This is a genomic window from Amycolatopsis sp. cmx-4-83, assembly GCF_046548815.1.
GTDB classification, from domain to species: domain Bacteria; phylum Actinomycetota; class Actinomycetes; order Mycobacteriales; family Pseudonocardiaceae; genus Amycolatopsis; species Amycolatopsis pretoriensis_A.
On the sequence record NZ_JAEBEF010000006.1, the window covers coordinates 240,565 to 263,988 of the forward strand.

Sequence of the window (23,424 nt, forward strand, 5' to 3'; positions counted from 1 at the left end):
TGAACGTCTACCCGGTGATGCTCGGCGCGCCGGTTTCGAGGTGCCCGCTGAACCGGCGCAGGAACTTCGGGTCGGCGTCGAGGGTGGCCGACAGGTCGTACCAGCCGGAGCCGTACGCGACCGGGTTCCAGTCGTCGGTCACCGTCTGGCCGGCGGCCAGCGCGTACGTCCACGGGCCGTCGGTGCGGTAGTGGTTCGCGGTGATCGTCAGCTTGACCGCGGTCGTCCCGCTGTTGCGCATGGTCAGCCGCAGCTTGTTCTCCGCGGTGTAGCTGCCGAGGACGTCGACGCCCGCGCCGGCGCTGTTCGCGTCCCCGGCCAGGACCCAGCGGAACCGGTTGGGCCCGTGCACCGCCACGCCGTACTTGCCGCCGCCGTAGAGCTGGACCCGCCACGTGTCGCTGACCTGCGCCCCGGGTGCGACGTCGTAGGGCCACGGGCCGTCGGTCTGGCCGTCGTTGCGGTGGGCCAGCAGCTGGACGGCCGCCGTGCCCTGGTTGGCGAACGTCGTGGTGAGGATCTTGCGATCGGCGCTCAGCGACGTCGTGACCAGCGGCCGGTAGGGGAGCGCGCGGGCGGGCCGCGTCCCCGGCTCCTGGACCGGGACCTGCTGCTTCCCGGTTGCGGGCGGGGCCGGCTTCGGCAGCTTCTTCTGGGTGTCGTCGGCCTGCTTGCGCAGCGCGGCGGTGTCCGGCAGCAGCGGGATCTGCGTGGCCGGCGTGCGGAAGTCGAGGCACGTCATGAGGTCGCCGCAGACCGCGCGGCGCCACGCGCTGATGTTCGGCTCGGCGACGCCGGTCCAGCGCTCCAGGAACCGGATCACCGAGGTGTGGTCGGTGACCTCGGAGCTGACCCAGCCGCCGCGGCTCCACGGCGAGATCACCGTCATCGGCACGCGCGCGCCGAGGCCGATCGGCTGACCGCCGATGTATTCGCCGGTGGTGCCGGACGGCGCGATCGGCGGGGCGACGTGGTCGAAGAAGCCGTCGTTCTCGTCGTAGTTGATGAGGACCACGGTGGATTCCCACAGCTTCGGGTTGGCCCACAAGGCGTTCAGCACGGTCTGGGTGTACGCGGCGCCGTCGACCGGCCGGGCCTCGGGGTGCTCGCAGTAGCCGTAGGGCGCGACGATCCAGGACACCTTCGGCAGCGAGCCGCTCGCGCAGTCCGCCTTGAACTCGGCCAGCACGTGGTCGACGTCCTTGCCCCGTCCCGAATCCGGGCCCCAGGTCTTGAACACACTGGCCCGCCGGGACAGTTCGCTCGTGTAGTCCTGGTGGTAGGCCTGGAAGAGCCACAGGGGGTTGTCGCCGTAGTCGCCGACGAAGGAGCCGCCCGCGTCGCCGACCTCCTTGTTGGCGTAGACCTTCCACGACACCCCGTGCTGCTGCAGGCGTTCCGGGTAGGTCGTCCAGCGGAAGACCGGCTTGTAGTCGGCCGGGTTGTAGTTCGCCGGGCCGCCGGCCTGGCCGGCGGCGTCGATGGTGCCGGTGAACAGGTAGAGCCGGTTGGGCGTGGTCGGGCCCTGCACCGAGCAGAAGTAGTGGTCGCACACGGTGAACGCGTCGGCGAGCGCGCGGTGGAACGGGATGTCGCCCTGGTCGAAGTAGCCCATGGTCATCTCGCCCTTGGCGGGGACCCACGCGTCGGTGGCGCCGCCGGCGATCGCCTGGTGCTGGTCGGCCCAGCCGTGGCCGAGGTCGCCGAGGTCCTGACCGTCCACTTTGGTCGTGTCCACCCGGAACGGCAGGAGGTACTTCCCGTCGGAGCGTCCGGAATCGGGCTGGTGGAAGATGTCCTGGCCGTTCGGCTGGACGATCGCCGATCGGTCGCCGTAGCCGCGGACACCCCGCATCGTGCCGTAGTAGTGGTCGAAGGACCGGTTCTCCTGCATCAGGACCACGACGTGCTGGACGTCGGAAAGGCTGCCGGTGGCGCGTGGTTCGGCGAGGGCTTCGGCCATGCCGGGCGGCAGGGCGCCGAGGGCACCGGCGGCGGCGACCCCGCCGAGGAAACCGCGTCGGGTGAGCTTGTGCGGGTCGGCCATCACGGGAGCCTCCAGGGGCCTCGAGGGGGCAGCGGCGCCCAGGGTAGATGATCGAAGGTGTTCGGAAGTACCTACGTTCGGACGTAATCACGCACTCTGGTGTTCATCGGCTGTTCGGTTCGCGGTCCGCCCGCGTGACACTTTCCGGTGACGCGAAGCTGAGCGGGCGCGGCGCGGGGAATCTTGATCAGCACGAAACCCCTGACAGGCGGGGGGAGAAAGCGGGAGGAGAGCACGATGAAGACCCGAATCGCTTCCCTGGCGGCGGCCGGTGCGCTCGCGGTTTCCGCGGTGGTGGCCGCGGCCGCCCCGGCATCGGCCGATCCGGTGCCCGGCAGCGCGAACCAGTTCTACGCCTACTGCTCGGTCGACCTGCTCGGCGTCCCGCTGGCGTGCACCCGGACCGATGTCGCCCATGCGTCGCACATCTGCCAGTACGTCCTCACTGCCGCCGGGATCGGGCTCGACTGCATCCAGCGCTGAAGTTGCCCGAAAGTACCCGGTGGTCCGTACCATCGGGTACGTCGGAAAATGTCCGACCGGTTATCCTTGTTCTTCGCCACCGGGGCGCCCATACTTTGTTGCGATCCACAACAAATAGGGCGCCGGTGAGCCGCCAGCCGTCGCCCGCGGAAGAAGAAGAGGCGACAATGACGTCGACCAGGATCCCCACCCGGTGGCGCCGGACGGCCCGGTTGCTGGCCGCCCCCGCCGCTCTGCTCGTGCTCGGCGCCGTGGTGGCCGCCCCGCCGAGCCAGGCCGCTTCGGTTCTCGCGAGCTTCTCCGACGACTTCGACGGCGCCGCCGGCAGCGGCGTCGACGGTTCGAAGTGGGTCCACGAGACCGGCGACAACGTCAACAACCACGAACGGCAGTGGTACACCGACGGGACCGCCAACGCGGCCCTCGACGGCCAGGGCCACCTCGTGATCACCGCGAAGAAGGAGAACAGCGGCAACAACTGCTGGTACGGCGCGTGCGAGTACACCTCGGCGCGGCTGAACACCTCCGGCAAGTTCTCCACGTCGTCCGGGCACGTCGAAGCCCGGATGAAGCTGCCGCGCGGGCAGGGCATGTGGCCCGCGTTCTGGATGCTCGGCACCGACATCGGCAGTGCCGGCTGGCCGAACTGCGGCGAGATCGACATCATGGAGAACGTCGGCTTCGAGCCGAACACCGTGCACGGCACCATCCACGGCCCGGGCTACTCGGGTTCGGGCGGCATCGGCGCGGCCTACACCGGCCCGAACTTCTCCGACGACTTCCACACCTACGCCGTGGACTGGTCGACCGACAAGATCGTGTGGTCGGTGGACGGCAACGTCTACCAGACCCGCACACCGGCCGACGTCGGCGGCAACGCGTGGGCGTTCAACCACCCGTTCTTCGTGATCCTGAACCTCGCGGTCGGCGGCTACTGGCCGGGCGACCCGGACGGCAGCACGCAGTTCCCGCAGCAGCTGGTGGTCGACTACGTCCACGTGAGCTGAGCGGCCCGGACCGGCGGGACCGGTTCGCTCCCCGTGCGCGGCGGGGAGCGGACCGGTCCCGCTTCTTTCCGGCCGGCGGCGGCCCGGCCGGCGGTGGGCGCAGGACGAACGAGCGGGCCGGCCCGTCGGCTCAGGTCCAGCCGGAGGGAGCGTGACCGGTGTGACGGGCCGGGTCCGGTGGTGCGAGCCCGGACGTAGCCGCACGCCGGCCGCCGAACCTGCCGCCACCGCGACTTTGCCGGAGCCCTGGCGCCGGACGTCATGAACGACCCTTTCACCTCGCCGGACGTCATGAACGACTCGTTCATGACGTCGCCCGCGGCCGGCCGGCGGGGACGTTCGTCGCGGCGTCTTGGTACAGACCTGTGACACTTCTGGTTCGAACCTGTCGAACAACCCCGACGGGCCGGCGATCTTCCCCGGAGAGAGTGGCCGGAGTGCGCTCGGTGGAGCGTGCCCCGGCACCCGGAGGAGAGCATGTCCCGTACCCGCATCCCACCCGCCGTCGGCGGGGTCGCCGCCGCGGTGGCCGTCGCCGTCGCCGTGACCTGCTGGGTGCTCTTCCCGCCGGAGCTCGCCGGGCGGGCGAGCGCCTCGCGGCCGTCGATCGACCTGGCGCTGCCGTGGCCGTCGGACGGGCAGTCCAGCGCCGAGGTGCTCGGGCTGGGCTCGCTCGGCAGCCGGGGTGAGCAGCAGCCGGTGCCGATCGCCAGCGTCACCAAGGTGATGACGGCCTACGTCGTCCTCAAGGACCACCCGCTCGACGCGGACGAGGCGGGCCCGCAGATCACCGTCGACGAGCAGGCCGACGCCGAGTCGACGTCGGCGGAGGAGTCGACCGCCCAGGTGCGCGCGGGACGCCGGATCAGCGAACGCGACCTGCTGGCCCTGATGCTGGTGCCGTCCGGCAACAACATCGCGCGGCTGCTCGCCCGGTGGGACGCCGGGAGCCAGGAAGCGTTCGTCGCCAAGATGAACCGCGAAGCCGCGGCGCTCGGCATGACGAGCACGACGTACACCGGCGCGAGCGGCGTCGAGGACTCGACCACGAGCACCGCCGCCGACCAGCTGCGGCTGGCGCGCGAGGCGATGAAGATCCCCGTGCTGCGCGCGATCGTGGCCACGCCGAACCTGCGCGTCGACGGCGTCCCGGGCGAGGTGGTCAACACCAACACCCTCCTCGGCCGCGACGGCGTGATCGGCCTGAAGACGGGCTCGTCCACCGCGGCGGGCGGCGCCCTGATGTGGGCGGCGCAGGCTCCGGGCGGCAAGCTGATCCTCGGCGTGGTGCTCCACCAGAGTCCCGGCGGCAGCCCGGCGTCCGGCCTGCGGGCGGCGCTGGAGAACAGCCGGCGCCTGATCGCGGCCATCCAGCACGAGCTCCCCGCGGCGGCCACCCGATGACGGCGACCACCGACCAGGCGACGGAGCCGATCGCGGTGCCGGTGGCGCGGCGCTCGGGGGTCTGGCGCCGCGGCCGCGTCATCGCCGCCTTCGCCGTGCTCACCGCGCTGCTCCTGCTCGCGCACCCGCTCGTCCCCAACTGGCCGGGCAACGCGGGCAGCCTCCTCGAAACTTTCCTCCCGTGGACCGGCGTCCCGATCCTGCTCCTGCTCGTCGCCGCCGTGCTCCGCCGCTCGGCCCTCGCGCTGGTCGTGCTCCTCCTGCCCACCCTCGGCTGGGGCGCCTCCTTCGGCGGCAGGCTCTTCGACCAGCGCGGCACCGGCGGGGACTTCACCGTGGTCTCGCACAACGTCAACGACGAAAACCCGGACCCGGCCGGTACCGCGCGGGCGCTCGCCGCCTCGAACGCGCAGGTGGTCGCGCTCGAGGAGCTCAAGCGGTCCGAGGTCCCGAAGTACGAAGACGCCCTCGCCGCGCGGTACCCGCACCACACCGTCCAAGGCACCGTCGGGGTCTGGAGCACCTACCCGCTCCGGGACACCCAGCCGCTCGAAATCATGCCGTGGACGCGTGCCCTCCGGACCACAGTGGACACTCCGCAGGGGCCCGTCGCGGTCTTCGTCGCGCACCTCCCGTCGGTGCGGGTGCGCCTCGACGCGGGGTTCACCGCCGACGGCCGGGACGCGGCCGTCGAGCGGCTCGCGGCCTACGTCGCCGCGGATTCCGCGAAGAAGACCGTGCTCGTCGGCGATTTCAACGGCACCACCGACGATCGGGCGCTCGCGCCGATCACCGCGCGCCTGCGGGCCGCGCAGGACGAAGCCGGGGACGGGTTCGGGTTCAGCTGGCCCGCGTCGCTGCCGCTGGCGCGGATCGACCAGATCTTCGTCGGCGGGGTCCGGCCGGTGGCGGCCTGGACGCTGCCCGCGACCGGGAGCGACCACCTGCCCGTGGCGGCCACGATCGCGCTCGGGTGAGACCGCGAACATGCGGCTGAACACCGAGGTCACCGGGCAGCTGGTGAATCACGGACGAAGCTTTCCGCAGGCCGGGGCGCCGAAGCCCGAGCCGGGCCGCGGCCGGGGCACGTGACCACACCGTTACGCGACCCAGGGTTGACCGCGAGGGTGTTATCGCTAACACTACTCCTCGCCGTCACCGGAACAGGTGACGCAGACCCAGTCGGCGCGGACGGAAAGGGGACGCCGGTGGCCGAACGACCCCGCTCCGGCGGACCCGTGCGAGTGACCGCGGCCGGGACGCGGCAGCCGAGCCTGACCGACGTCGCGGGCGTGGCCGGCGTGTCCCACATGACCGTGTCCCGGGTGATCAACGGGACCGGCCCGGTGCGCCCCGAGACGCGGGCCCGGGTGCTCGCGGCGATCGAGGAACTGGGCTACCGGCCCAATTCCGCGGCCCGCGCGCTGGTCACCGGGCGGACCGGGACGCTCGGCGTCGTCGCGCTCGAGTCCAATCTGTACGGTCCGGCCAGCACGCTGTACGGCATCGAGAACGCCGCCCGCGAAGCCGGGTACGCGATCACGATCTCCAGCGTCAGCCGGCCCGGCCGGTCGTCGATCGCCGACGCGGTGGAGAACCTCCGCCGTCAGGCGGTCGAAGGCATCATCGTCATCGCCCCGCACGTCAGTGCGGGCCGTGCACTGGAAGCCGCGCCCGCGGACTTCCCGGTCGTCGCCGTCGGCGGCGGGGAGACCGCGCCGGTGCCGGTCATCTCCGTCGACCAGCGCGACGGCGCCCGCCGCGCCACCGAGCACCTGCTCGCCCTCGGCCACCGGACCGTCTGGCACGTCGCCGGGCCGGAGGACTGGCTGGAGGCCCGCGACCGCGAGCTCGGCTGGCGCGAAACCCTGGAACGCCACGGGGTCGCGGCCCCGCGGGTGATCCGCGGCGACTGGAGTTCGCGGTCGGGCTACGAGGCGGGGCGATCCCTCGCCGCGGAACCGAAGCCGGACGCCGTCTTCGCCGGCAACGACCAGATGGCGCTCGGCCTGCTGCGCGCCTTCGCCGAGGCGGGCATCTCGGTGCCGCGCGACGTGCGCGTCGCGGGCTTCGACGACGTGCCGGAGGCGGCGTACTTCACGCCGCCGCTCACCACGGTGCGCCAGGACTTCATCGAAGTCGGCCGGCGCACGTTCGGCCTGCTCACCCAGCGGATGGACGGAGGCGACCAGCACGCGCGCGCCCTGGTCGTCCCCGAGCTGATCGTCCGCGAAAGCACCGGCCCGCGCTAGCGGCGCACGCGCGAAACCCGAAGAAGACCAGCTCCGAATGTTAACGCTAACAGATTTGATCACCGTCGATCGAGGAGTGAACGTGCTGAAGAAGCGATGGGCCGCCGCGGCGGCCGCGGCAGCCGGACTCGTGCTGCTCACCGCCTGCGGGAGCGGGGGCTCCTCCGGAAGCTCCGGCGGGGCGATCACGCTCGGCTTCGCGCAGGTGGGCGCCGAGAGCGGGTGGCGGACGGCGAACACCAAGTCCATCCAGGAGTCGGCCAAGACCGCGGGCATCGAGCTGAAGTTCTCCGACGCGCAGCAGAAGCAGGAGAACCAGATCTCGGCGATCCGCTCCTACATCCAGCAGAAGGTCAAGGTCATCGCCTTCTCACCGGTGGTCGAGTCCGGCTGGGACACCGTGCTCAAGGAAGCCAAGACCGCCAACATCCCGGTCATCCTCACCGACCGCGCGATCGACTCGCCGGACAAGTCGCTCTACAAGACCTTCCTCGGCTCGGACTTCATCGCCGAGGGCAAGAAGGCGGGGGAGTGGCTGACCAAGGAGTACGGCAGCGCCACCGGCCAGGTCAACATCGTCGAGCTGCAGGGCACCACGGGTTCGGCGCCGGCCAACGACCGCAAGAAGGGCTTCGCGGACGTCATCGCGGCGGACCCGAAGTACAAGATCGTCGCCTCGCAGACCGGTGAGTTCACCCGCGCCAAGGGCAAGGAGGTCATGGAGGCCTTCCTGAAGTCCCAGCCCAAGATCGACGTCCTCTACGCGCACAACGACGACATGGCCCTCGGCGCCATCGAGGCGATCGAAGCCGCGGGCAAGGTCCCGGGCAAGGACATCAAGATCGTCTCGGTCGACGGCGTCAAGGACGCGCTGACCGCACTGGCCGACGGCAAGATCAACCACGTCGTCGAGTGCAACCCGCTGCTCGGCCCGCAGCTGATGGACCTGGTCAAGAAGGTGTCCGCCGGCGAGCAGGTGCCCGCCCGCATCGAGACCCAGGAAACCGAATTCGACCAGGCGTCGGCCAAGGCCGCCCTGCCGCAGCGGCAGTACTGAGAGGTCACCGCATGCCCGCCGAAATCCTGACCATGACCGGGATCCGCAAGGAGTTCCCCGGCGTCCTCGCCCTCGACGGCGTCGACTTCCGCCTGTTCCCGGGCGAGGTCCACGCGCTGATGGGGGAGAACGGCGCCGGCAAGTCCACCCTGATCAAGGTGCTGACCGGGGTGTACGGGGTGGACGCGGGCACGATCACGCTCGCCGGGACCGCTGTCGCCTTCGGCGGTCCCGGCGAGGCCCAGCAGGCCGGCATCAGCACGGTCTACCAGGAGGTCAACCTCTGCCCGAACCTGTCCGTGGCGGAGAACGTCTGCCTCGGGCGGGAACCCCGCCGCTTCGGCCGCATCCAGTGGGGCCCGATGCGGCGGCGGGCCGAGGAGCTCCTGGCCCGGCTGGACGTCCACGTGGACGTCTCGGCCGAGCTGAGCACCTGCTCGATCGCGGTGCAGCAGCTGGTGGCGATCGCCCGCGCCCTCGACGTCGAGGCGCGGGTGCTCGTCCTCGACGAGCCGACGTCCAGTTTGGACGCCGGCGAAGTCGAGCAGCTGCTGAAGGTCGTCCGGTCCCTGCGCGAGCAGGGGCTGGCGATCCTGTTCGTCTCGCACTTCATCGACCAGGTCTTCGCCGTCGCCGACCGGATGACCGTGCTGCGCAACGGGAAGCTGATCGGCGAGTACCGCACGGCCGACATCACGCCGGTCGAGCTCGTCACCCGGATGATCGGCAAGGAGCTGCAGGTCCTCGAAGACCTGGAGGACTCCGGGCCGAGCCGGGCCGAGGTCGCGGGTGCGCCGGTGCTGCTGGCCGCCGAGGAACTCGGCCGCAAGGGCGGGGTCGAGCCGTTCACGCTCGACATCCACGCCGGCGAGGTCGTCGGGCTGGCCGGCCTGCTCGGGTCCGGGCGCACCGAACTCGCCCGGCTGCTCTTCGGCGCCGACCACGCCGACCACGGTTCCGTACGCGTCGACGGCGAGGCCACGAACCTGCGCACGCCGCGGGCCGGGCTCGACCACCGGATCGCGTTCTGCTCGGAGAACCGCAAGACCGAAGGGCTGGTCGAGGAACTCACCGTCCGGGAGAACATCGTCCTCGCGCTCCAGGCCTCCCGCGGCTGGGCGCGCCCGCTGTCCCGGCGCCGCCAGGACGAAATCGCCGAGAAGTACATCAAGACGCTCGACATCCGCCCCGCCGACCCCGAAGCGCTGGTCGGCAACCTCTCCGGTGGCAACCAGCAGAAGGTCCTGCTGGCCCGCTGGCTCATCACCGAACCCCGCCTGCTGATCCTCGACGAGCCGACCCGCGGCATCGACATCGGTGCCAAGACGGAGATCCAGCGGCTCGTCACGCAGCTGTCCGCCGAGGGGATGGCCGTGCTGTTCATCTCCGCCGAGCTCGACGAGGTGCTGCGGCTGAGCCACCGCGTCGTCGTGCTGCGCGACCGGAAGGTCGTGGCGCAGCGGGACAACCAGGGACTCACCGCGGACGAGATCATGGCCACGATGGCCGAGGGAGCCGTCTCATGACCAAGCACCGGTTGTTCTGGCCCGTGGTGGCGCTGCTCGCGCTGCTGCTGGGCGACCTGATCGCGAGCCCCTCGTTCTTCTCGATCGAACTGCGCGACGGCCACCTCTACGGGAACCTCGTCGACATCCTGAAGAACGGCGCCCCGCTGATCCTCATCGCGATCGGCATGACGCTCGTGATCGCCACCCGCGGCATCGACCTCTCGGTCGGCGCGGTGGTCGCGATCAGCGGCTCGCTGGCCTGCCTGTGGATCGCCGACCACCCCGACGGCGTGGGCGCCACGCTCGTCGCGGTCGGGCTGGCGCTGGGGCTTTCCCTGGTGCTCGGGGTGTGGAACGGCTGGCTCGTCGCCGCGCTCGGCATCCAGCCGATCATCGCCACGCTCATCCTGATGGTCGCCGGGCGCGGGATCGCGCAGCTGATCTCCGGCGGTCAGATCATCACGATCAACTCCGCGCCCTACGAGTGGATCGGCAGCGGGTTCGTGCTGACGCTGCCGAGCGCGATCCTCATCGCCCTCGCGGTGTTCGTGCTCGCGTCCCTGCTGGTCCGCCGCTCGGCCCTCGGGCTGCTCGTGGAGGCCGTCGGCGGCAACCCCGAGGCCAGCCGGCTGGCCGGGCTCCGCTCGGCGCGGCTGACCTGGCTCGTCTACGTCTTCTGCGCGCTGTGCGCGGGCATCGCCGGGCTGATGATCAGCGCGAACGTGCACAGCGCCGACGCCAACCACGCCGGGCTGTTCATCGAGCTCGACGCGATCCTCGCCGTCGTCGTCGGCGGCACGCAGCTGACCGGCGGCCGCTTCTCCATCGGCGGCGCGGTGATCGGCGCGCTGCTCATCCAGACGCTGACCACCACCGTCTACGCCCTCGGCATCCCGCCCGAGGCGATCATGCTGTTCAAGGCCGTGGTCGTGCTGGCGGTGTGCCTGCTGCAGTCGCCCGCCTTCCGCCGCAAGCTCCGCCGCCGCAAGGCCCGCCCGGCCGCGCCGGCCCCCGCATCCGCTCCGGAGAAGGTGGAGGTCACGGCGTGACCACGCTCACCCGCATCAAGGGCTACCGGCCGCAGCAGCGGCACCTCCCGATCCTCGCGACGATGGCGCTGCTGATCGGGGCGTACATCTTCGGCGCATCGAGCTACGACGCGTTCGGCTCCGGGCAGGTCGTGCTCGACCTGTTCATCAACAACGCCTTCCTGCTCGTGGTCGCGGTCGGGATGACGTTCGTGATCCTCACCGGCGGCATCGACCTGTCCGTCGGCTCGGTGGTCGCACTGTCCACTGTGGTCTCCGGCGACCTGATGCAGAAGCACGGCTGGTCCGCGTACGCGGCGATCGCGGTGGTGCTGGTGGTCGGCGCGCTGCTCGGCGCCGGGATGGGCGCGCTCATCCACTTCTTCGAGATCCAGCCGTTCATCGCGACGCTGATCGGGATGTTCTTCGCCCGCGGGCTCTGCTACACGATCAGCACCGAGGCGTACTCGATCGACAACGCGACGATCGCGACCCTCGCCCAGACGCAGATCCCGCTCGGCGGGGAGCTGCACATCTCGATCAGCGTGGTCGCCGCGCTGGTCGTCGTCGCGGTCGCGGTGTACGTGCTGGCCTTCACGCGGTTCGGGCGGACGGTCTACTCGATCGGCGGCAACGCGCAGTCGGCGATGCTGATGGGGCTCAAGACCGGCCGCACGAAGATCGCCGTGTACACGATCAGCGGGTTCTGCTCGGCGCTGGGCGGGCTGCTGCTGGTGCTGTACAAGTCTTCCGGCGACCCGCTCAACGGCGTCGGCCTCGAGCTGACCGCGATCGCCGCGGTCGTCATCGGCGGCACCATCCTCACCGGCGGCTCCGGCTACGTGCTGGGCACCGTGCTCGGGATCATGGTGCTGGGCATCATCCAGACGCTGATCACCTTCGACGGCACCCTGAACTCCTGGTGGACCTCGATCATCACCGGCGCCCTCCTCTTCGTCTTCATCGTCCTGCAGCGCCTCGTGACCCGGGGGAGCCACCGATGATCCCTTCCCTCCGGCGCCCCTTGGCCCTCCTCACGGCCCTGACCCTGTTCTGCGCCCTGCCCGTCACCACCGCCGCGGCCGGCCCCGAGCCGGGCCTGGCCGGGCACTGGACGTTCGACGACGGCAGCGGGACGACCGCCGCCGACACCGCGGGCGAGCACCCCGCCGCCCTGAACCCCGGCGCGGGCTGGGGCCCGGGCATCCGCGGCGGCGCGCTGACGACCGACGGCACGAGCGGGTTCGCCGACGCCGGCGCGCCCGTGCTGGACACCACCGAGAGCTTCTCCGTCAGCAGCTGGGTCAAGCTCGACAAGACGTCGGGCTTTCAGACGTTCGTCAGCATCGACGGCAATCAGGTCAGCAACTTCTTCCTGCAGTTCCGCGACGACTCGCGCCGGTTCGCCTTCACCCGCCTCGCCGGGGACGCGCCCGCCGACGGCGTCGTCGCAGCCGCGAACTTCGACCCCGTCGCCGGCCAGTGGTACCAGCTGACCGGCGTCTTCGACTCGGCCGCGTCGACGCTTTCGCTGTACGTCGACGGCACCCGCCAGGCCACCGTCTCCGCACCCGCGGGCTGGGCCGGCACCGGGCACCTGGTGATCGGCCGCGGCAAGTACGGCGGCAACCCGGTGGACTACGTCGACGGCTCGATCGACGACGTCCGCGCCTACTCGGGCGCGCTGACCGCGGCCGACGCCGGCCGCCTGGCCATCGCCGGCCACTGGGCTCTCGACGAGGGCACCGGCACCACCGCGGCCGACGACTCCCTCGACGCACGCACCGCCACCCTGGCCGGCGGGGCGAGCTGGGGCGACGGCGTGGTCGGCCCGCACGGCGTGGTGCTGAACGGCACCGACGCCGCGGTCGACGTCCCCGCCCCGGTCGTCGACACCGGGCAGAGCTTCTCGGTGTCCGCGTGGGTGAAACCGACCGCGGGCCCCGGCTTCCGGACCGCGGTCAGCGTCGACGGCTCGGCGATCAGCGGCTTCTACCTCCAGCGCGCCGCCGACGGCCGGTTCGCCTTCACCCGCCGGGCTGGCGACGGCGACTCGGCGTCCTCCGCCGCGGTGTCGACGCTGCCCGCACAGGCCGGCCAGTGGCAGCACGTCGTCGGCGTCTACAACCGCGCCGCCGGCACGCTTTCCCTGTACGTCAACGGAACCCTGCAGCAGAGCGTCCCGTTCACCACGCCGTGGACCGCCGCCGGGCACCTGGTCATCGGGCGCGGCAAGTGGGCGGGCGCCCCGGCCGACTGGTTCGCCGGGGGAGTGGACGACGTCCGCGCGTACCCGACGCCGCTGACCGCGTCCGCCGTCGCCGCACTGGCCGCGAGCGGCTCGTGGCACTTCGAAGAAGGTGCCGGCACCGTCGCGCGTGATTCGTCGGCGAACGCGGCCGACGGCACGCTTCGCGGCGCGACCTGGACCGCGGGTGCGGCGGGCAAGGCCGTCCAGCTCGACGGCAAGTCCACTGTGGACATGGGCACCTCGCCCGCATTCGACGCCGGCACCGGCTCGCTCTCGCTGGCCGCCTGGTTCCGCACGGCAGCGGACGGAACCCTGGTGGACCACGGCGACGGCTACGCGCTCGGCGTTACCGGCGGCAAGCTCACCGCCCGCGTCGGCACCCTCCGGGTGACCACCACCGGCGGCGGGCTCGCCGACGGCACCTGGCACCACGCCGCCCTGGTCCTCGACCGCGCGTCCCAGCGGCTCACCGTCTACGCCGACGGCGACGCGGCCGCGGTCACCAGTACCTGCGGCACCCCCACCGGCACCACCCTCGACGTCTCCGCGTGCCCGGCCTCCGGGACCGCGGCGGCACCCCTGACTGTCGGCGCCGGGTTCACCGGCGCGGTCGACGAGCTGGAGCTGCGCCGCTTCCCGCTCACCGCCGCCCAGATCGGCACCCTCGCGGGCGCCAACCAGCTCGCGGTGGACGCCAACGTCGTCCGCGCCAACACCCGCCCGACCACCTACGGCTCGATCCTCGAGGACATCAGCCACTCCGTAGAAGGCGGGCTGTACGCGGAACTCGTCCGCAACCGCACCTTCAAGGAGGCCTACCAGCGCGGCAGCGGCGCGGGCGACACCCCGGTGCCGTACTGGTCGCTGGTCACGTCGGCCGGCGCCACCGGCACCTACGCCATCGACACCGCCACGCCGCTGAACGCCGCCCTCGACCGATCGCTGAAGCTGCACGCCGACGCGGTCCCGGCCGGCGGGCGCGTGGCCGCCGCGAACGTCGGCTATTACGGCGTCGCCGCGAAGCCGTCCACCAAGTACACCGGCAGCTTCTTCGCTCGCGGAACCTGGGCGGGCGCCGTCCGCGTGAGCCTGGAGAAGCCGGACGGCACGGTGCTGGCGAGCAAGGACGTCCAGCCGGCCGGCGCGGCCTGGGCGCAGCAGACGTTCAGCTTCACCACGCCGTCGACCATCACGACGTCCACGGACAACCGGATCGTCGTGTCGCTGGTGAACAAGACCAAGAAGGCGCTGGCCGGCGACGCCTGGTTCCAGCAGGTGTCGCTGTTCCCGCCCACCTTCAAGAACCACGGCGTCCGCCTCGACCTCGGGCAGAAGCTCGCCGCGATGAAGCTCGGCCTGTTCCGCGTCCCCGGCGGCAACTTCCTCGAGGGCAACACGCTCGACACGCGGTTCGCGTGGAAGAACACCATCGGCAAGCCGGAAGAGCGGCCCGGCCACCAGAACTCCGCGTGGGGCTACTGGTCCACCGACGGCTTCGGCATCCTCGACTACCTCAAGCTGTCCGAGGACATCGGCGCCCAGCCGCTCCTGGCCCTGTTCGCCGGCTACACCCTCGACGGCCGGCACGTCAGCCAGGCCGACTACCCGCAGTACGTCCAGGAAGCCCTCGACGAGATCGAGTACGCCATCGGCGACGCCGCCACGACGTGGGGCGCGAAACGGGTCGCCGACGGGCACCCGGCGCCGTTCGACCTGCACTACGTCGAGGTCGGCAACGAGGACTGGTTCGACGGCTCGGGCAGCTACGCCTGGCGCTTCACCGACATGTACAACGCGATCAAGGCGAAGTACCCGCAGCTGACGGTCATCGCCACGACCGGCGGCCTGCAGGGCGGGGCCGCGTCGAGCACCTCGACCGGGGTGCGCCCGGACGCCGCGGACGACCACTACTACCAGTCGCCGCAGTGGTTCACCGACAACTCGACCCGCTACGACACCGCGGACCGCTCCGGCCCGGACATCCTCGTCGGTGAGTACGGCGCCCAGGACGGCCGGCCCACCGGCACCCTGGCCGCCGCCATCGGCGAGGCCGCGTTCCTCACCGGGCTCGAACGCAACAGCGACGTCGTCATCGGCTCGATGTACGCGCCGGTGCTGGTGCAGGAGAACCAGTCGAACTGGCCGGTCAACCTGATCGGTTTCGACGCCGGGACGAGTTACGCCTCGCCGTCGTACTGGGTGCAGCAGATGTTCTCCAGCACGCTCGGCAAGCAGATCGTGACCAGCCGCCTCAACCAGGGCAGCCCGCTGCGGCAGGTGGTCAACGTGACCACCAAGGGCGGGAAGAAGACGTTCACGGTCAAGCTCGTCAACCCGACCGGCCAGGTGCAGACCGCGCGGCTGGCGCTCACCGGCGTCACGGCGGTCGACGGCACCGGGACGCTCACCACGCTCACCGGCGACCCGGCGGGCCGCAACAGCCTCGCCGCGCCGGCCGCCATCGTGCCGCAGACGAGGGAGCTCACCGGGCTGGCGGCGACGTCGAAGCTGACCCTGCCCGCCAACTCCGTGACCACCCTGGTCATGACCGGCCGCTGAACAACACCAGGAGAGAGGACACCGTGGGAGAACCACTAACCGTCGGCGTCGACTTCGGCACGCTGTCGGGCCGCGCGGTGGTCGTGCGCGTGGCGGACGGGGCCGAGCTGGGCAGCGCGGTCTTCGAGTACCCGCACGGCGTGCTCGACGAGACGCTGCCGGCCACCGGCCGCGCGCTGCCGCCGGACTGGGCGCTGCAGGTGCCCGCGGACTACGTCGGGGTGCTCCGCACCGCCGTCCCGGCCGCGCTCACCGCGGCCGGGGCGGACCCGGCCGACGTCATCGGCATCGCCACCGACTTCACCGCCTGCACGATGGTGCCGACGACCGCGGACGGCACGCCGCTGTGCGAACTGCCCGAGTTCGCCGGCGATCCGCACGCCTACGTCAAGCTGTGGAAGCACCACGCGGCCCAGCCGCAGGCGGACCGGATCAACGAGCTGGCCCGCACCCGCGGCGAGAAGTGGCTGCCGCGCTACGGCGGGCTGATCTCCTCGGAGTGGGAGTTCGCCAAGGGACTCCAGGTGTTCGAAGAGGCGCCCGAGGTCTACGGCGCCATGCGGCACTGGGTCGAAGCGGCCGACTGGATCGTCTGGCAGCTCGCCGGGGTCTACGTCCGCAACGCCTGCACCGCCGGGTACAAGGGCATCCTCCAGGACGGCCAGTACCCGAGCCGCGACTTCCTCCGCGAGCTGGCGCCGGGCTTCGAGTCCTTCGTCGCCGACAAGCTGGAACACCCGCTGGGCGAGCTGGGCTCCCGGGCCGGGTCGCTGACGGCGGAGGCCGCGGCGTGGACCGGGCTGCCGGAGGGCATCGCGGTCGCCGTTGGCAACGTTGACGCCCACGTCACCGCGCCCGCCGCGAACGCCGTCGAACCCGGGCAGATGGTCGCGATCATGGGCACCTCGACCTGCCACGTCATGAACGGCGCCGAACTGCGCGAGGTCCCCGGGATGTGCGGGGTCGTCGAAGGCGGCATCGTCCCCGGGCTCTGGGGCTACGAAGCCGGGCAGAGCGGCGTGGGCGACATCTTCGGCTGGTTCACCGGGCACTTCGCCCGCGACGGGCACGACGAGCTCACCCGGCTGGCCGCCCAGCAGGAGATCGGCGAACACGGCCTGGTCGCCCTCGACTGGCACAGCGGCAACCGGTCGGTGCTCGTCGACCACGAGCTGTCCGGCGTGATCGTCGGCCAGACCCTCGCCACCCGCCCCGAGGACGTCTACCGCGCGCTGCTCGAGGCCACCGCGTTCGGCACCCGCAAGATCATCGAGACGTTCGGCGAGGCCGGCGTCCCGGTCACCGAGCTGATCATCGCGGGCGGCCTGGTCAAGAACGCGCTGCTCATGCAGATCTACGCCGACGTCACCAACCTCCCGCTGTCGGTGATCGGCTCCGAGCAGGGCCCCGCGCTCGGGTCGGCCATGCACGCGGCCGTCGCCGCCGGCGCCCACGCCGACATCCGCGCGGCCGCGGAGGCGATGGGTTCGGTGCGCCGCGCGGTGTACCAGCCGGTCCCCGCGCACGTCGCCGCCTACGACGAGCTGTACGCCGAGTACACGACGCTGCACGACTACTTCGGCCGCGGCGGCAACGATGTCATGCACCGCCTCGCGGCCCGCCGCCGCGCCGTTTCCCGAGCTGTCGCGGAAGGACGGTCCTGATGTCCCTGACCGACGAGGTTCTCGACACCGTCGCGGAACTGCGGGAGACCGTGGCGAACCTGCACGGCGAGCTGACCCGCAACGCGCTGGTCATCTGGACCGCGGGCAACGTCTCGGCCCGCGTGCCCGGCCGCGAGCTGATGGTCATCAAGCCTTCGGGGGTGTCCTACGACGACCTGTCCGCCGACACGATGGTCGTCACCGACCTGCACGGCGAGCTGGTGCACGGCGAGCTCGCGCCGTCGTCGGACACCGCCGCGCACGCCTACGTCTACCGGCACATGCCCGAGATCGGCGGCGTCGTCCACACGCACTCGACCTACGCCACGGCGTGGGCCGCCCGCGGCCAGCCGATCCCGTGCGTGCTCACGATGATCGCCGACGAGTTCGGCGGCGAGGTGCCGGTCGGGCCGTTCGCCCTGATCGGCGACGACTCCATCGGCCGCGGCATCGTCGAAACGCTTCGCGCCAGCCGCTCGCCGGCCGTGCTGATGCGCAACCACGGCCCGTTCACCGTCGGCCGCACCGCCCGCGACGCCGTCAAGGCGGCGGTGATGGTCGAGGACGTGGCCCGCACCGTGCACAAGGCCTTCGAGCTGGGCACGCCCGAACCCCTGTCGCCCGAGGACGTCGACCGGCTCTACGCCCGGTACCAGAACGTCTACGGCCAGCACTGATTTCAAGGAGAACGATGACCCGCGCGTCGAAACCCCAGCTCTGGTTCCTCACCGGGAGCCAGGCCCTCTACGGCGAGGAGACCCTCGAACAGGTCGCCGGCCAGTCCCTGCGCATCCAGCAGCTGCTGGCCGCCTCCGGCGGGCTCCCCGCCGAGATCGTCGGCAAGCCGGTGCTCACCGAGTCCGCGTCCATCCGGCGCGTGCTGCAGGAAGCCAACGCCGACGCGGCCTGCGTCGGCGTGATCGCGTGGATGCACACCTTCTCGCCCGCGAAGATGTGGATCACCGGGCTGGACGCGCTGCGCAAGCCGCTGCTGCACCTGCACACCCAGCTCAACGAAGCCCTGCCGTGGTCGACCATCGACATGGACTTCATGAACCTCAACCAGGCCGCGCACGGCGACCGCGAGTTCGGGTTCATCCAGACGCGCCTGGGCGTGCCGCGCAAGACGGTCGCCGGGCACGTCGGCGACCCGGCCGTGGTCGCGCGGATCGACGCGTGGGCGCGGGCCGCGATCGGCGCCGACCACCTGCGGAACCTGCGGCTGGCCCGGTTCGGCGACAACATGCGCGACGTCGCCGTCACCGAAGGGGACAAGGTCGAGGCGGAGCTGCGGTTCGGCGTCTCGGTGAACACCTACGGCGTCAACGACCTGGTCGAGGTCGTGGACGCCGTGTCCGAAAAGGACACAGTGGACTCCCTCGTGGCGCAGTACGCGCAGGATTACAACGTTGTCGCCGACTTGGCGGCCGGGGGAGCGCGGCACGAGTCGCTGCGGTACGCGGCGAAGATCGAGGCCGGGCTGCGGAAGTTCCTCACCGACGGCGGGTTCGGCGCGTTCACCACGAACTTCGAGGACCTGGGCGGCCTGCGCCAGCTGCCCGGCCTGGCCGTCCAGCGGCTGATGGCCGACGGCTACGGCTTCGGCGGCGAGGGCGACTGGAAGACCTCGGCGCTGCTCGCCGCGGTCAAGGCGATGGGCGTCGGCGCCGACCGCGGCACGTCGTTCATGGAGGACTACACCTACCACTTCGGGCCGGGCACGCCGAAGATCCTCGGCGCCCACATGCTCGAGGTCTGCCCGAGCATCGCCGCCGCGAAGCCGTCGTGCGAGATCCACGCGCTCGGCATCGGCGGCCGCGAGGACCCGGTCCGGCTGGTCTTCGACGCCCAGCCCGGGCCCGGCGTCACGCTCGGCCTGGTCGACCTCGGCGACCGGTTCCGTCTGGTGGCCAACGAGATCGAGGTCGTCGCGCCGGACGAGCCGCTGCCGAACCTGCCGGTGGCGCGGGCGGTCTGGGAGCCGGCGCCGTCGCTGTCGACCTCCGCGGAGTCGTGGATCACCGCCGGCGGCCCGCACCACACCGTGCTCACCCAGGCCGTCAGCACCGAATCCCTTCGCGACTTCGCGAACCTGCTCGGCGTCGAGCTGCTGGTGATCGACAAAGACACCACGCCGCACGGCTTCGCCGACCGCATCCGCTGGAACCAGGCGTACCACCGCCTCGCCCAGGGTTTCTGAGAAAGGAAAACGGAACAATGAAGTTCACCAGAGGAATCGCGGCGCTCGCGGCCGCGGGACTCGCGTTGACGCTCTCCGCGTGCGGGTCGAGCCAGAAGACCGCCGACCAGGCGGCGCCGGCCGGCACCGCGAGCGCGGCGGGCGCGCTGGTCGGCGTCACCATGCCGACCAAGTCGTCGGAGCGGTGGATCCACGACGGCGACAACATCAAGTCGGCGCTGGAGAAGCTCGGGTACAAGGTCGACCTGCAGTACGCCGAGAACGACATCCCGACCCAGGTGAACCAGATCGAGAACCAGATCACCAAGGGCGCGAAGCTCCTGGTCGTCGCCTCGATCGACGGCACCGCCATCACCACCCAGCTGCAGGAGGCGGCGGACAAGAAGATCCCGGTCATCGCCTACGACCGGCTGATCCGCAATTCGCCCAACGTCGACTACTACGCCACCTTCGACAACTTCAAGGTCGGCGTCGAGCAGGCGAACTCGCTGGTCAAGGGCCTGGGTACCGGCCCGGGACCGTTCAACATCGAGCTGTTCGCCGGCTCGCCGGACGACAACAACGCCACGTTCTTCTTCAACGGCGCGATGTCCGTCCTGAAGCCCCTGATGGACAGCGGCAAGCTGGTCGTCAAGAGCGGGCAGACCGACTTCGCCCGCGCGGCCATCCTGCGCTGGGACCCGGCCACCGCGCAGCGGCGCATGGAGGACCTGCTCACCAAGACCTACACCGGTGGCGCGAAGGTCGCGGGCGTGCTTTCGCCGTACGACGGCCTGTCGATCGGCATCCTGTCGGCGCTGAAGAGCAACGGCTACGGCACCGCCGGCCAGCCGTACGCGATCGTCACCGGGCAGGACGCCGAGGTCGCCTCGGTCAAGTCCATCATCGCCGGTGAGCAGTACTCGACGGTCTTCAAGGACACCCGCATCCTCGCCGACACCACGGTGAAGATGGCCGACGCGGTGCTCAAGGGCGGCAAGCCCGAGGTCAACAACACCACCGACTACGACAACGGCAAGAAGGTCGTCCCGTCCTTCCTGCTGCAGCCGGTCACCGTGGACAAGGCCAACTACCAGAAGGAGCTCGTGGACTCCGGCTACTACACGGCAGGTCAGCTGAAATGACCGAACTACTCGGCATGCGCGGGATCACCAAGACCTTCCCCGGGGTCAAGGCGCTGTCCGACGTCACGCTTTCCGTGCGCCACGGGGAGATCCACGCGATCTGCGGGGAGAACGGCGCCGGGAAGTCCACCCTGATGAAGGTGCTCTCGGGTGTCTACCCCCACGGGACCTACGACGGCGAGATCACCTTCGACGGGCAGCGGTGCGAGTTCGGGTCGGTGCGCGACAGCGAACGGCGCGGGATCGTGATCATCCACCAGGAGCTCGCGCTGTGCGGTCAGTTGTCGATCGCGGAGAACATCTTCCTCGGCAACGAACAGCACAAGCGGGGCTGGATCGACTGGAACCGCACCAACCACGAGGCCGACGCGCTCCTGCGGCGCGTCGGCCTCGCCGAAAACGCGACCCGGGCGGTGCAGGAACTCGGCGTCGGCAAGCAGCAGCTCGTCGAAATCGCCAAAGCCCTTTCGAAGGAGGTGAAGCTGCTCATCCTCGACGAGCCCACCGCGGCGCTCAACGACGACGACTCGGCCCACCTGCTCGACCTGCTGCGCGGGCTGCGCGACGAGGGCGTGACCTGCGTGATCATCTCGCACAAGCTGGGCGAGGTGACCGCGATCGCCGACACCGTCACGATCCTGCGCGACGGCCGCACCATCGAGACGCTGGACGCGGCCGGGCTGACCGAAGAGCGGATCATCACCGGGATGGTCGGGCGCGACCTCGAGCACCGCTTCCCGCCCCGGGAGCCGGACATCGGCGAAGAGGTGCTGCGGATCGAGGACTGGACCGTGCACAGCCCGAGCCAGGCCGGGCGCGTCGTCGTCGACAACGCGTCGCTTTCCCTGCGGCGCGGGGAGATCGTCGGACTGGCGGGGTTGATGGGCGCGGGCCGCACCGAGCTCGCGATGAGCGTGTTCGGCCGGTCCTACGGCAAGGACATCTCCGGGCGGATCGTCAAGCACGGGAAGGAGATCGAGGTCCGGTCGGTGCAGGACGCCGTCCGCCACGGCATCGCCTACGCCACCGAGGACCGGAAGCGCTACGGGCTCAACCTGATCGAGGACATCCAGCGCAACGTGTCCGCGGCCGGGCTGGGCAAGCTGGCGAAGCGGGGGTGGGTGAACGAGCACGCCGAGCACGACACGGCCGCCCGCTACCACCGCGACCTGCGGATCAAGGCGCCGTCCGTGCGCAGCGTCACCGGGAAGCTTTCCGGCGGCAACCAGCAGAAGGTCGTGCTGGCCAAGTGGATCTTCACCGACCCGGACGTGCTGATCCTCGACGAGCCGACCCGCGGCATCGACGTCGGCGCGAAGTTCGAGATCTACACGATCATCAACGAACTGGCCGCCCAGGGGAAGGCCGTCCTGGTCATCTCCTCCGAGCTGCCGGAACTGCTCGGGCTCTGCGACCGGATCTACGCGCTCTCGGCGGGGCGCATCACCGGCGAGGCGACCCGCGAACAAGCCACCCAGGAACTGCTCATGCAGTACATGACCAAGGAACGGCAATGACCACGACCGAAGCGCGGCCCGACGCGCCCCCGGCCGAGCGCTCCGCCCGGCGGATCTCGATCAACCCGCGCCAGAGCGGCATCTACGTCGCGTTCGCGCTGATCGTGGTCCTGTTCGAGGTGCTCACCGGCGGCGCGTTGCTGGAACCGCAGAACATCTCCAACATCATCGTGCAGAACAGCTACGTGCTGATCCTCGCGATCGGGATGATCCTGGTGATCATCTCCGGGCACATCGACCTGTCCGCCGGGTCGGTCGTGGCGATGACCGGCGCGGTGTCGGCGGTGCTGATGGTGAACTGGCACCTGCCGTGGTTCTGGGCGGTGCTGATCACCCTCGTCGTCGGCGCGGTGATCGGCGCGTGGCAGGGCTACTGGGTCGCCTACTTCGGGATCCCGGCGTTCATCGTGACGCTCGCCGGGATGCTGGCGTTCCGGGCGCTGACCCTGACGGTGCTGGGCAACCAGGGCATCGGGCCGTTCCCGGACGCCATCCGCACGCTGTCCAACGGCTTCACCGACGGCTACCTGGGCAACATCGGCCTCGGGCCGCTCGGGGGCGCCGACCTGGTGTCGCTGCTCGCCGGCGTCGCCGCGGTGGCCGGGATCGGGTTCACGCAGTGGCGCAAGCGCTCGGCGCGGCTGGGCTACGGGCAGGACGTCGACCCGTTCCCGATGTTCGTCCTCAAGCTCGCCGGGATCGCGGTGCTGGTCCTCGCGCTGGTCGTGCAGCTGGCGCGGTTCAAGAACCTGCCGTGGGTGCTGATCCTGCTGGCGGTGCTGGTGCTCGGCTACTCGCTGGTGGCCGGGAAGTCCGTGTTCGGGCGGCACATCTACGCCGTCGGCGGCAACCTCCAGGCCGCGACGCTCTCGGGCGTCAAGGTCAAGTCGGTGACGTTCTGGATCTTCGTCAACATGGGCGTGCTGGCGGCGCTGGCCGGGATCATCTTCGCGGGCCGGCTCAACCAGGCCGGCCCGACGGCGGGCGTCAACTTCGAGCTGGACGCGATCGCGGCGGCGTTCATCGGCGGCGCGGCGGTGCAGGGCGGCGTCGGCAAGGTGGTCGGCGCGATCACCGGCGGCCTGATCATGGCGGTCATCAACAACGGCATGTCCCTGATCGGCGCGCCGAGCGAGCGGGTGATGCTCGTGAAGGGCGTCGTGCTGCTGGCCGCGGTGGCCTACGACATCTGGACGAAACGCCGCGCGGCTTCCTGAGCGACGGCGTCGAAAGGGGCTTTCCCCGTGCCTCCCGCACGGGGAAAGCCCCTTTCTTTTTCGAAGTTCTCGAATTGCTTGACCGGGCGGTAACGGGACGGTCATA

General features: G+C 70.8%; 16 protein-coding genes and 1 pseudogene. 16 read left to right on the forward strand and 1 reads right to left on the reverse strand.

The features are described from left to right. Nucleotides 1-7: 7 nt before the first annotated feature. Complete coding sequence (locus ACLJQM_RS19975) at nucleotides 8-2,047, reverse strand: phosphocholine-specific phospholipase C (protein ID WP_410632320.1); 2,040 nt, start codon at nucleotides 2,045-2,047, stop codon at nucleotides 8-10. 237 nt (nucleotides 2,048-2,284) lie between these two features. On the opposite strand from ACLJQM_RS19975, the gene ACLJQM_RS19980 reads away from it, so the two are divergent. The 16 genes and pseudogenes from ACLJQM_RS19980 (at nucleotide 2,285) to mmsB (ending at nucleotide 23,318) form a co-directional block, all read left to right on the forward strand. Beyond that, nucleotides 2,285-2,530 (forward strand): hypothetical protein, encoded by a 246-nt coding sequence (locus ACLJQM_RS19980; RefSeq protein WP_410632321.1) that lies wholly within the window; start codon nucleotides 2,285-2,287, stop codon nucleotides 2,528-2,530. Nucleotides 2,531-2,697: 167 nt separating this feature from the next. Next, nucleotides 2,698-3,534 (forward strand): annotated as a pseudogene (locus ACLJQM_RS19985) (family 16 glycosylhydrolase); the annotation flags it as partial. A 480-nt stretch (nucleotides 3,535-4,014) separates the two neighbouring features. Continuing rightward, complete coding sequence (locus ACLJQM_RS19990) at nucleotides 4,015-4,941, forward strand: D-alanyl-D-alanine carboxypeptidase family protein (RefSeq protein ID WP_410632322.1); 927 nt, start codon at nucleotides 4,015-4,017, stop codon at nucleotides 4,939-4,941. Next, nucleotides 4,938-5,918 (forward strand): endonuclease/exonuclease/phosphatase family protein, encoded by a 981-nt coding sequence (locus tag ACLJQM_RS19995; protein WP_360769347.1) that lies wholly within the window; start codon nucleotides 4,938-4,940, stop codon nucleotides 5,916-5,918. Before ACLJQM_RS19990 ends, ACLJQM_RS19995 begins: the two co-directional genes overlap by 4 nt. A gap of 231 nt (nucleotides 5,919-6,149) precedes the next feature. Continuing rightward, on the forward strand, nucleotides 6,150-7,193 hold the full coding sequence (locus ACLJQM_RS20000) for a LacI family DNA-binding transcriptional regulator (RefSeq protein WP_410632323.1): 1,044 nt from the start codon (nucleotides 6,150-6,152) through the stop codon (nucleotides 7,191-7,193). A 37-nt stretch (nucleotides 7,194-7,230) separates the two neighbouring features. Further along, nucleotides 7,231-8,250, forward strand: a complete 1,020-nt coding sequence (locus ACLJQM_RS20005) for an ABC transporter substrate-binding protein (RefSeq protein WP_396126806.1) — start codon at nucleotides 7,231-7,233, stop codon at nucleotides 8,248-8,250. 11 nt (nucleotides 8,251-8,261) lie between these two features. Next, entirely contained in the window at nucleotides 8,262-9,776 is a 1,515-nt protein-coding gene (locus tag ACLJQM_RS20010; protein ID WP_410632324.1) for a sugar ABC transporter ATP-binding protein, read from the forward strand. Then, the gene (locus ACLJQM_RS20015) at nucleotides 9,773-10,807 is read left to right on the forward strand and encodes an ABC transporter permease (protein ID WP_360769341.1); all 1,035 of its coding nucleotides are present in this window, start codon (nucleotides 9,773-9,775) and stop codon (nucleotides 10,805-10,807) included. The genes ACLJQM_RS20010 and ACLJQM_RS20015 overlap by 4 nt, the downstream gene beginning before the upstream one ends. Further along, nucleotides 10,804-11,790, forward strand: coding sequence for a galactofuranose ABC transporter, permease protein YjfF (yjfF, locus tag ACLJQM_RS20020; RefSeq protein ID WP_247023688.1), 987 nt, complete (start codon nucleotides 10,804-10,806; stop codon nucleotides 11,788-11,790). The genes ACLJQM_RS20015 and yjfF overlap by 4 nt, the downstream gene beginning before the upstream one ends. After that, nucleotides 11,787-15,596, forward strand: coding sequence for a LamG-like jellyroll fold domain-containing protein (locus tag ACLJQM_RS20025; protein ID WP_410632326.1), 3,810 nt, complete (start codon nucleotides 11,787-11,789; stop codon nucleotides 15,594-15,596). The genes yjfF and ACLJQM_RS20025 overlap by 4 nt, the downstream gene beginning before the upstream one ends. Before the next feature lie 23 nt (nucleotides 15,597-15,619). Continuing rightward, on the forward strand, nucleotides 15,620-17,260 hold the full coding sequence (araB, locus tag ACLJQM_RS20030; protein WP_360769336.1) for a ribulokinase: 1,641 nt from the start codon (nucleotides 15,620-15,622) through the stop codon (nucleotides 17,258-17,260). After that, on the forward strand, nucleotides 17,260-17,937 hold the full coding sequence (locus ACLJQM_RS20035) for an L-ribulose-5-phosphate 4-epimerase (protein ID WP_410632327.1): 678 nt from the start codon (nucleotides 17,260-17,262) through the stop codon (nucleotides 17,935-17,937). The genes araB and ACLJQM_RS20035 overlap by 1 nt, the downstream gene beginning before the upstream one ends. Nucleotides 17,938-17,951: 14 nt before the next feature. Further along, a complete protein-coding gene (araA, locus tag ACLJQM_RS20040; protein ID WP_410632328.1) occupies nucleotides 17,952-19,460 on the forward strand; it encodes an L-arabinose isomerase in 1,509 nt (502 codons plus the stop codon). 17 nt (nucleotides 19,461-19,477) lie between these two features. Continuing rightward, nucleotides 19,478-20,584, forward strand: coding sequence for a multiple monosaccharide ABC transporter substrate-binding protein (chvE, locus tag ACLJQM_RS20045; protein WP_247023683.1), 1,107 nt, complete (start codon nucleotides 19,478-19,480; stop codon nucleotides 20,582-20,584). Then, nucleotides 20,581-22,101, forward strand: a complete 1,521-nt coding sequence (mmsA, locus tag ACLJQM_RS20050) for a multiple monosaccharide ABC transporter ATP-binding protein (protein WP_360769329.1) — start codon at nucleotides 20,581-20,583, stop codon at nucleotides 22,099-22,101. Before chvE ends, mmsA begins: the two co-directional genes overlap by 4 nt. Beyond that, nucleotides 22,098-23,318, forward strand: coding sequence for a multiple monosaccharide ABC transporter permease (gene mmsB / locus ACLJQM_RS20055; protein WP_360769326.1), 1,221 nt, complete (start codon nucleotides 22,098-22,100; stop codon nucleotides 23,316-23,318). Before mmsA ends, mmsB begins: the two co-directional genes overlap by 4 nt. The last annotated feature ends 106 nt before the right edge of the window (nucleotides 23,319-23,424 follow it).

Excerpts from the sequence above, each read along its gene's own strand:
- mmsB (WP_360769326.1), top strand. The coding sequence starts at position 22,098 with ATGACCACGACCGAAGCGCGGCCCGACGCGCCCCCGGCCGAGCGCTCC.
- ACLJQM_RS19990 (WP_410632322.1), top strand. The coding sequence starts at position 4,015 with ATGTCCCGTACCCGCATCCCACCCGCCGTCGGCGGGGTCGCCGCCGCG.
- chvE (WP_247023683.1), top strand. The coding sequence starts at position 19,478 with ATGAAGTTCACCAGAGGAATCGCGGCGCTCGCGGCCGCGGGACTCGCG.
- araA (WP_410632328.1), top strand. The coding sequence starts at position 17,952 with ATGACCCGCGCGTCGAAACCCCAGCTCTGGTTCCTCACCGGGAGCCAG.
- ACLJQM_RS19995 (WP_360769347.1), top strand. The coding sequence starts at position 4,938 with ATGACGGCGACCACCGACCAGGCGACGGAGCCGATCGCGGTGCCGGTG.
- ACLJQM_RS20015 (WP_360769341.1), top strand. The coding sequence starts at position 9,773 with ATGACCAAGCACCGGTTGTTCTGGCCCGTGGTGGCGCTGCTCGCGCTG.
- ACLJQM_RS20005 (WP_396126806.1), top strand. The coding sequence starts at position 7,231 with ATGTTAACGCTAACAGATTTGATCACCGTCGATCGAGGAGTGAACGTG.
- ACLJQM_RS20035 (WP_410632327.1), top strand. The coding sequence starts at position 17,260 with ATGTCCCTGACCGACGAGGTTCTCGACACCGTCGCGGAACTGCGGGAG.
- ACLJQM_RS20010 (WP_410632324.1), top strand. The coding sequence starts at position 8,262 with ATGCCCGCCGAAATCCTGACCATGACCGGGATCCGCAAGGAGTTCCCC.
- mmsA (WP_360769329.1), top strand. The coding sequence starts at position 20,581 with ATGACCGAACTACTCGGCATGCGCGGGATCACCAAGACCTTCCCCGGG.
- ACLJQM_RS19980 (WP_410632321.1), top strand. The coding sequence starts at position 2,285 with ATGAAGACCCGAATCGCTTCCCTGGCGGCGGCCGGTGCGCTCGCGGTT.
- ACLJQM_RS20025 (WP_410632326.1), top strand. The coding sequence starts at position 11,787 with ATGATCCCTTCCCTCCGGCGCCCCTTGGCCCTCCTCACGGCCCTGACC.
- ACLJQM_RS19975 (WP_410632320.1), bottom strand. The coding sequence starts at position 2,047 with ATGGCCGACCCGCACAAGCTCACCCGACGCGGTTTCCTCGGCGGGGTC.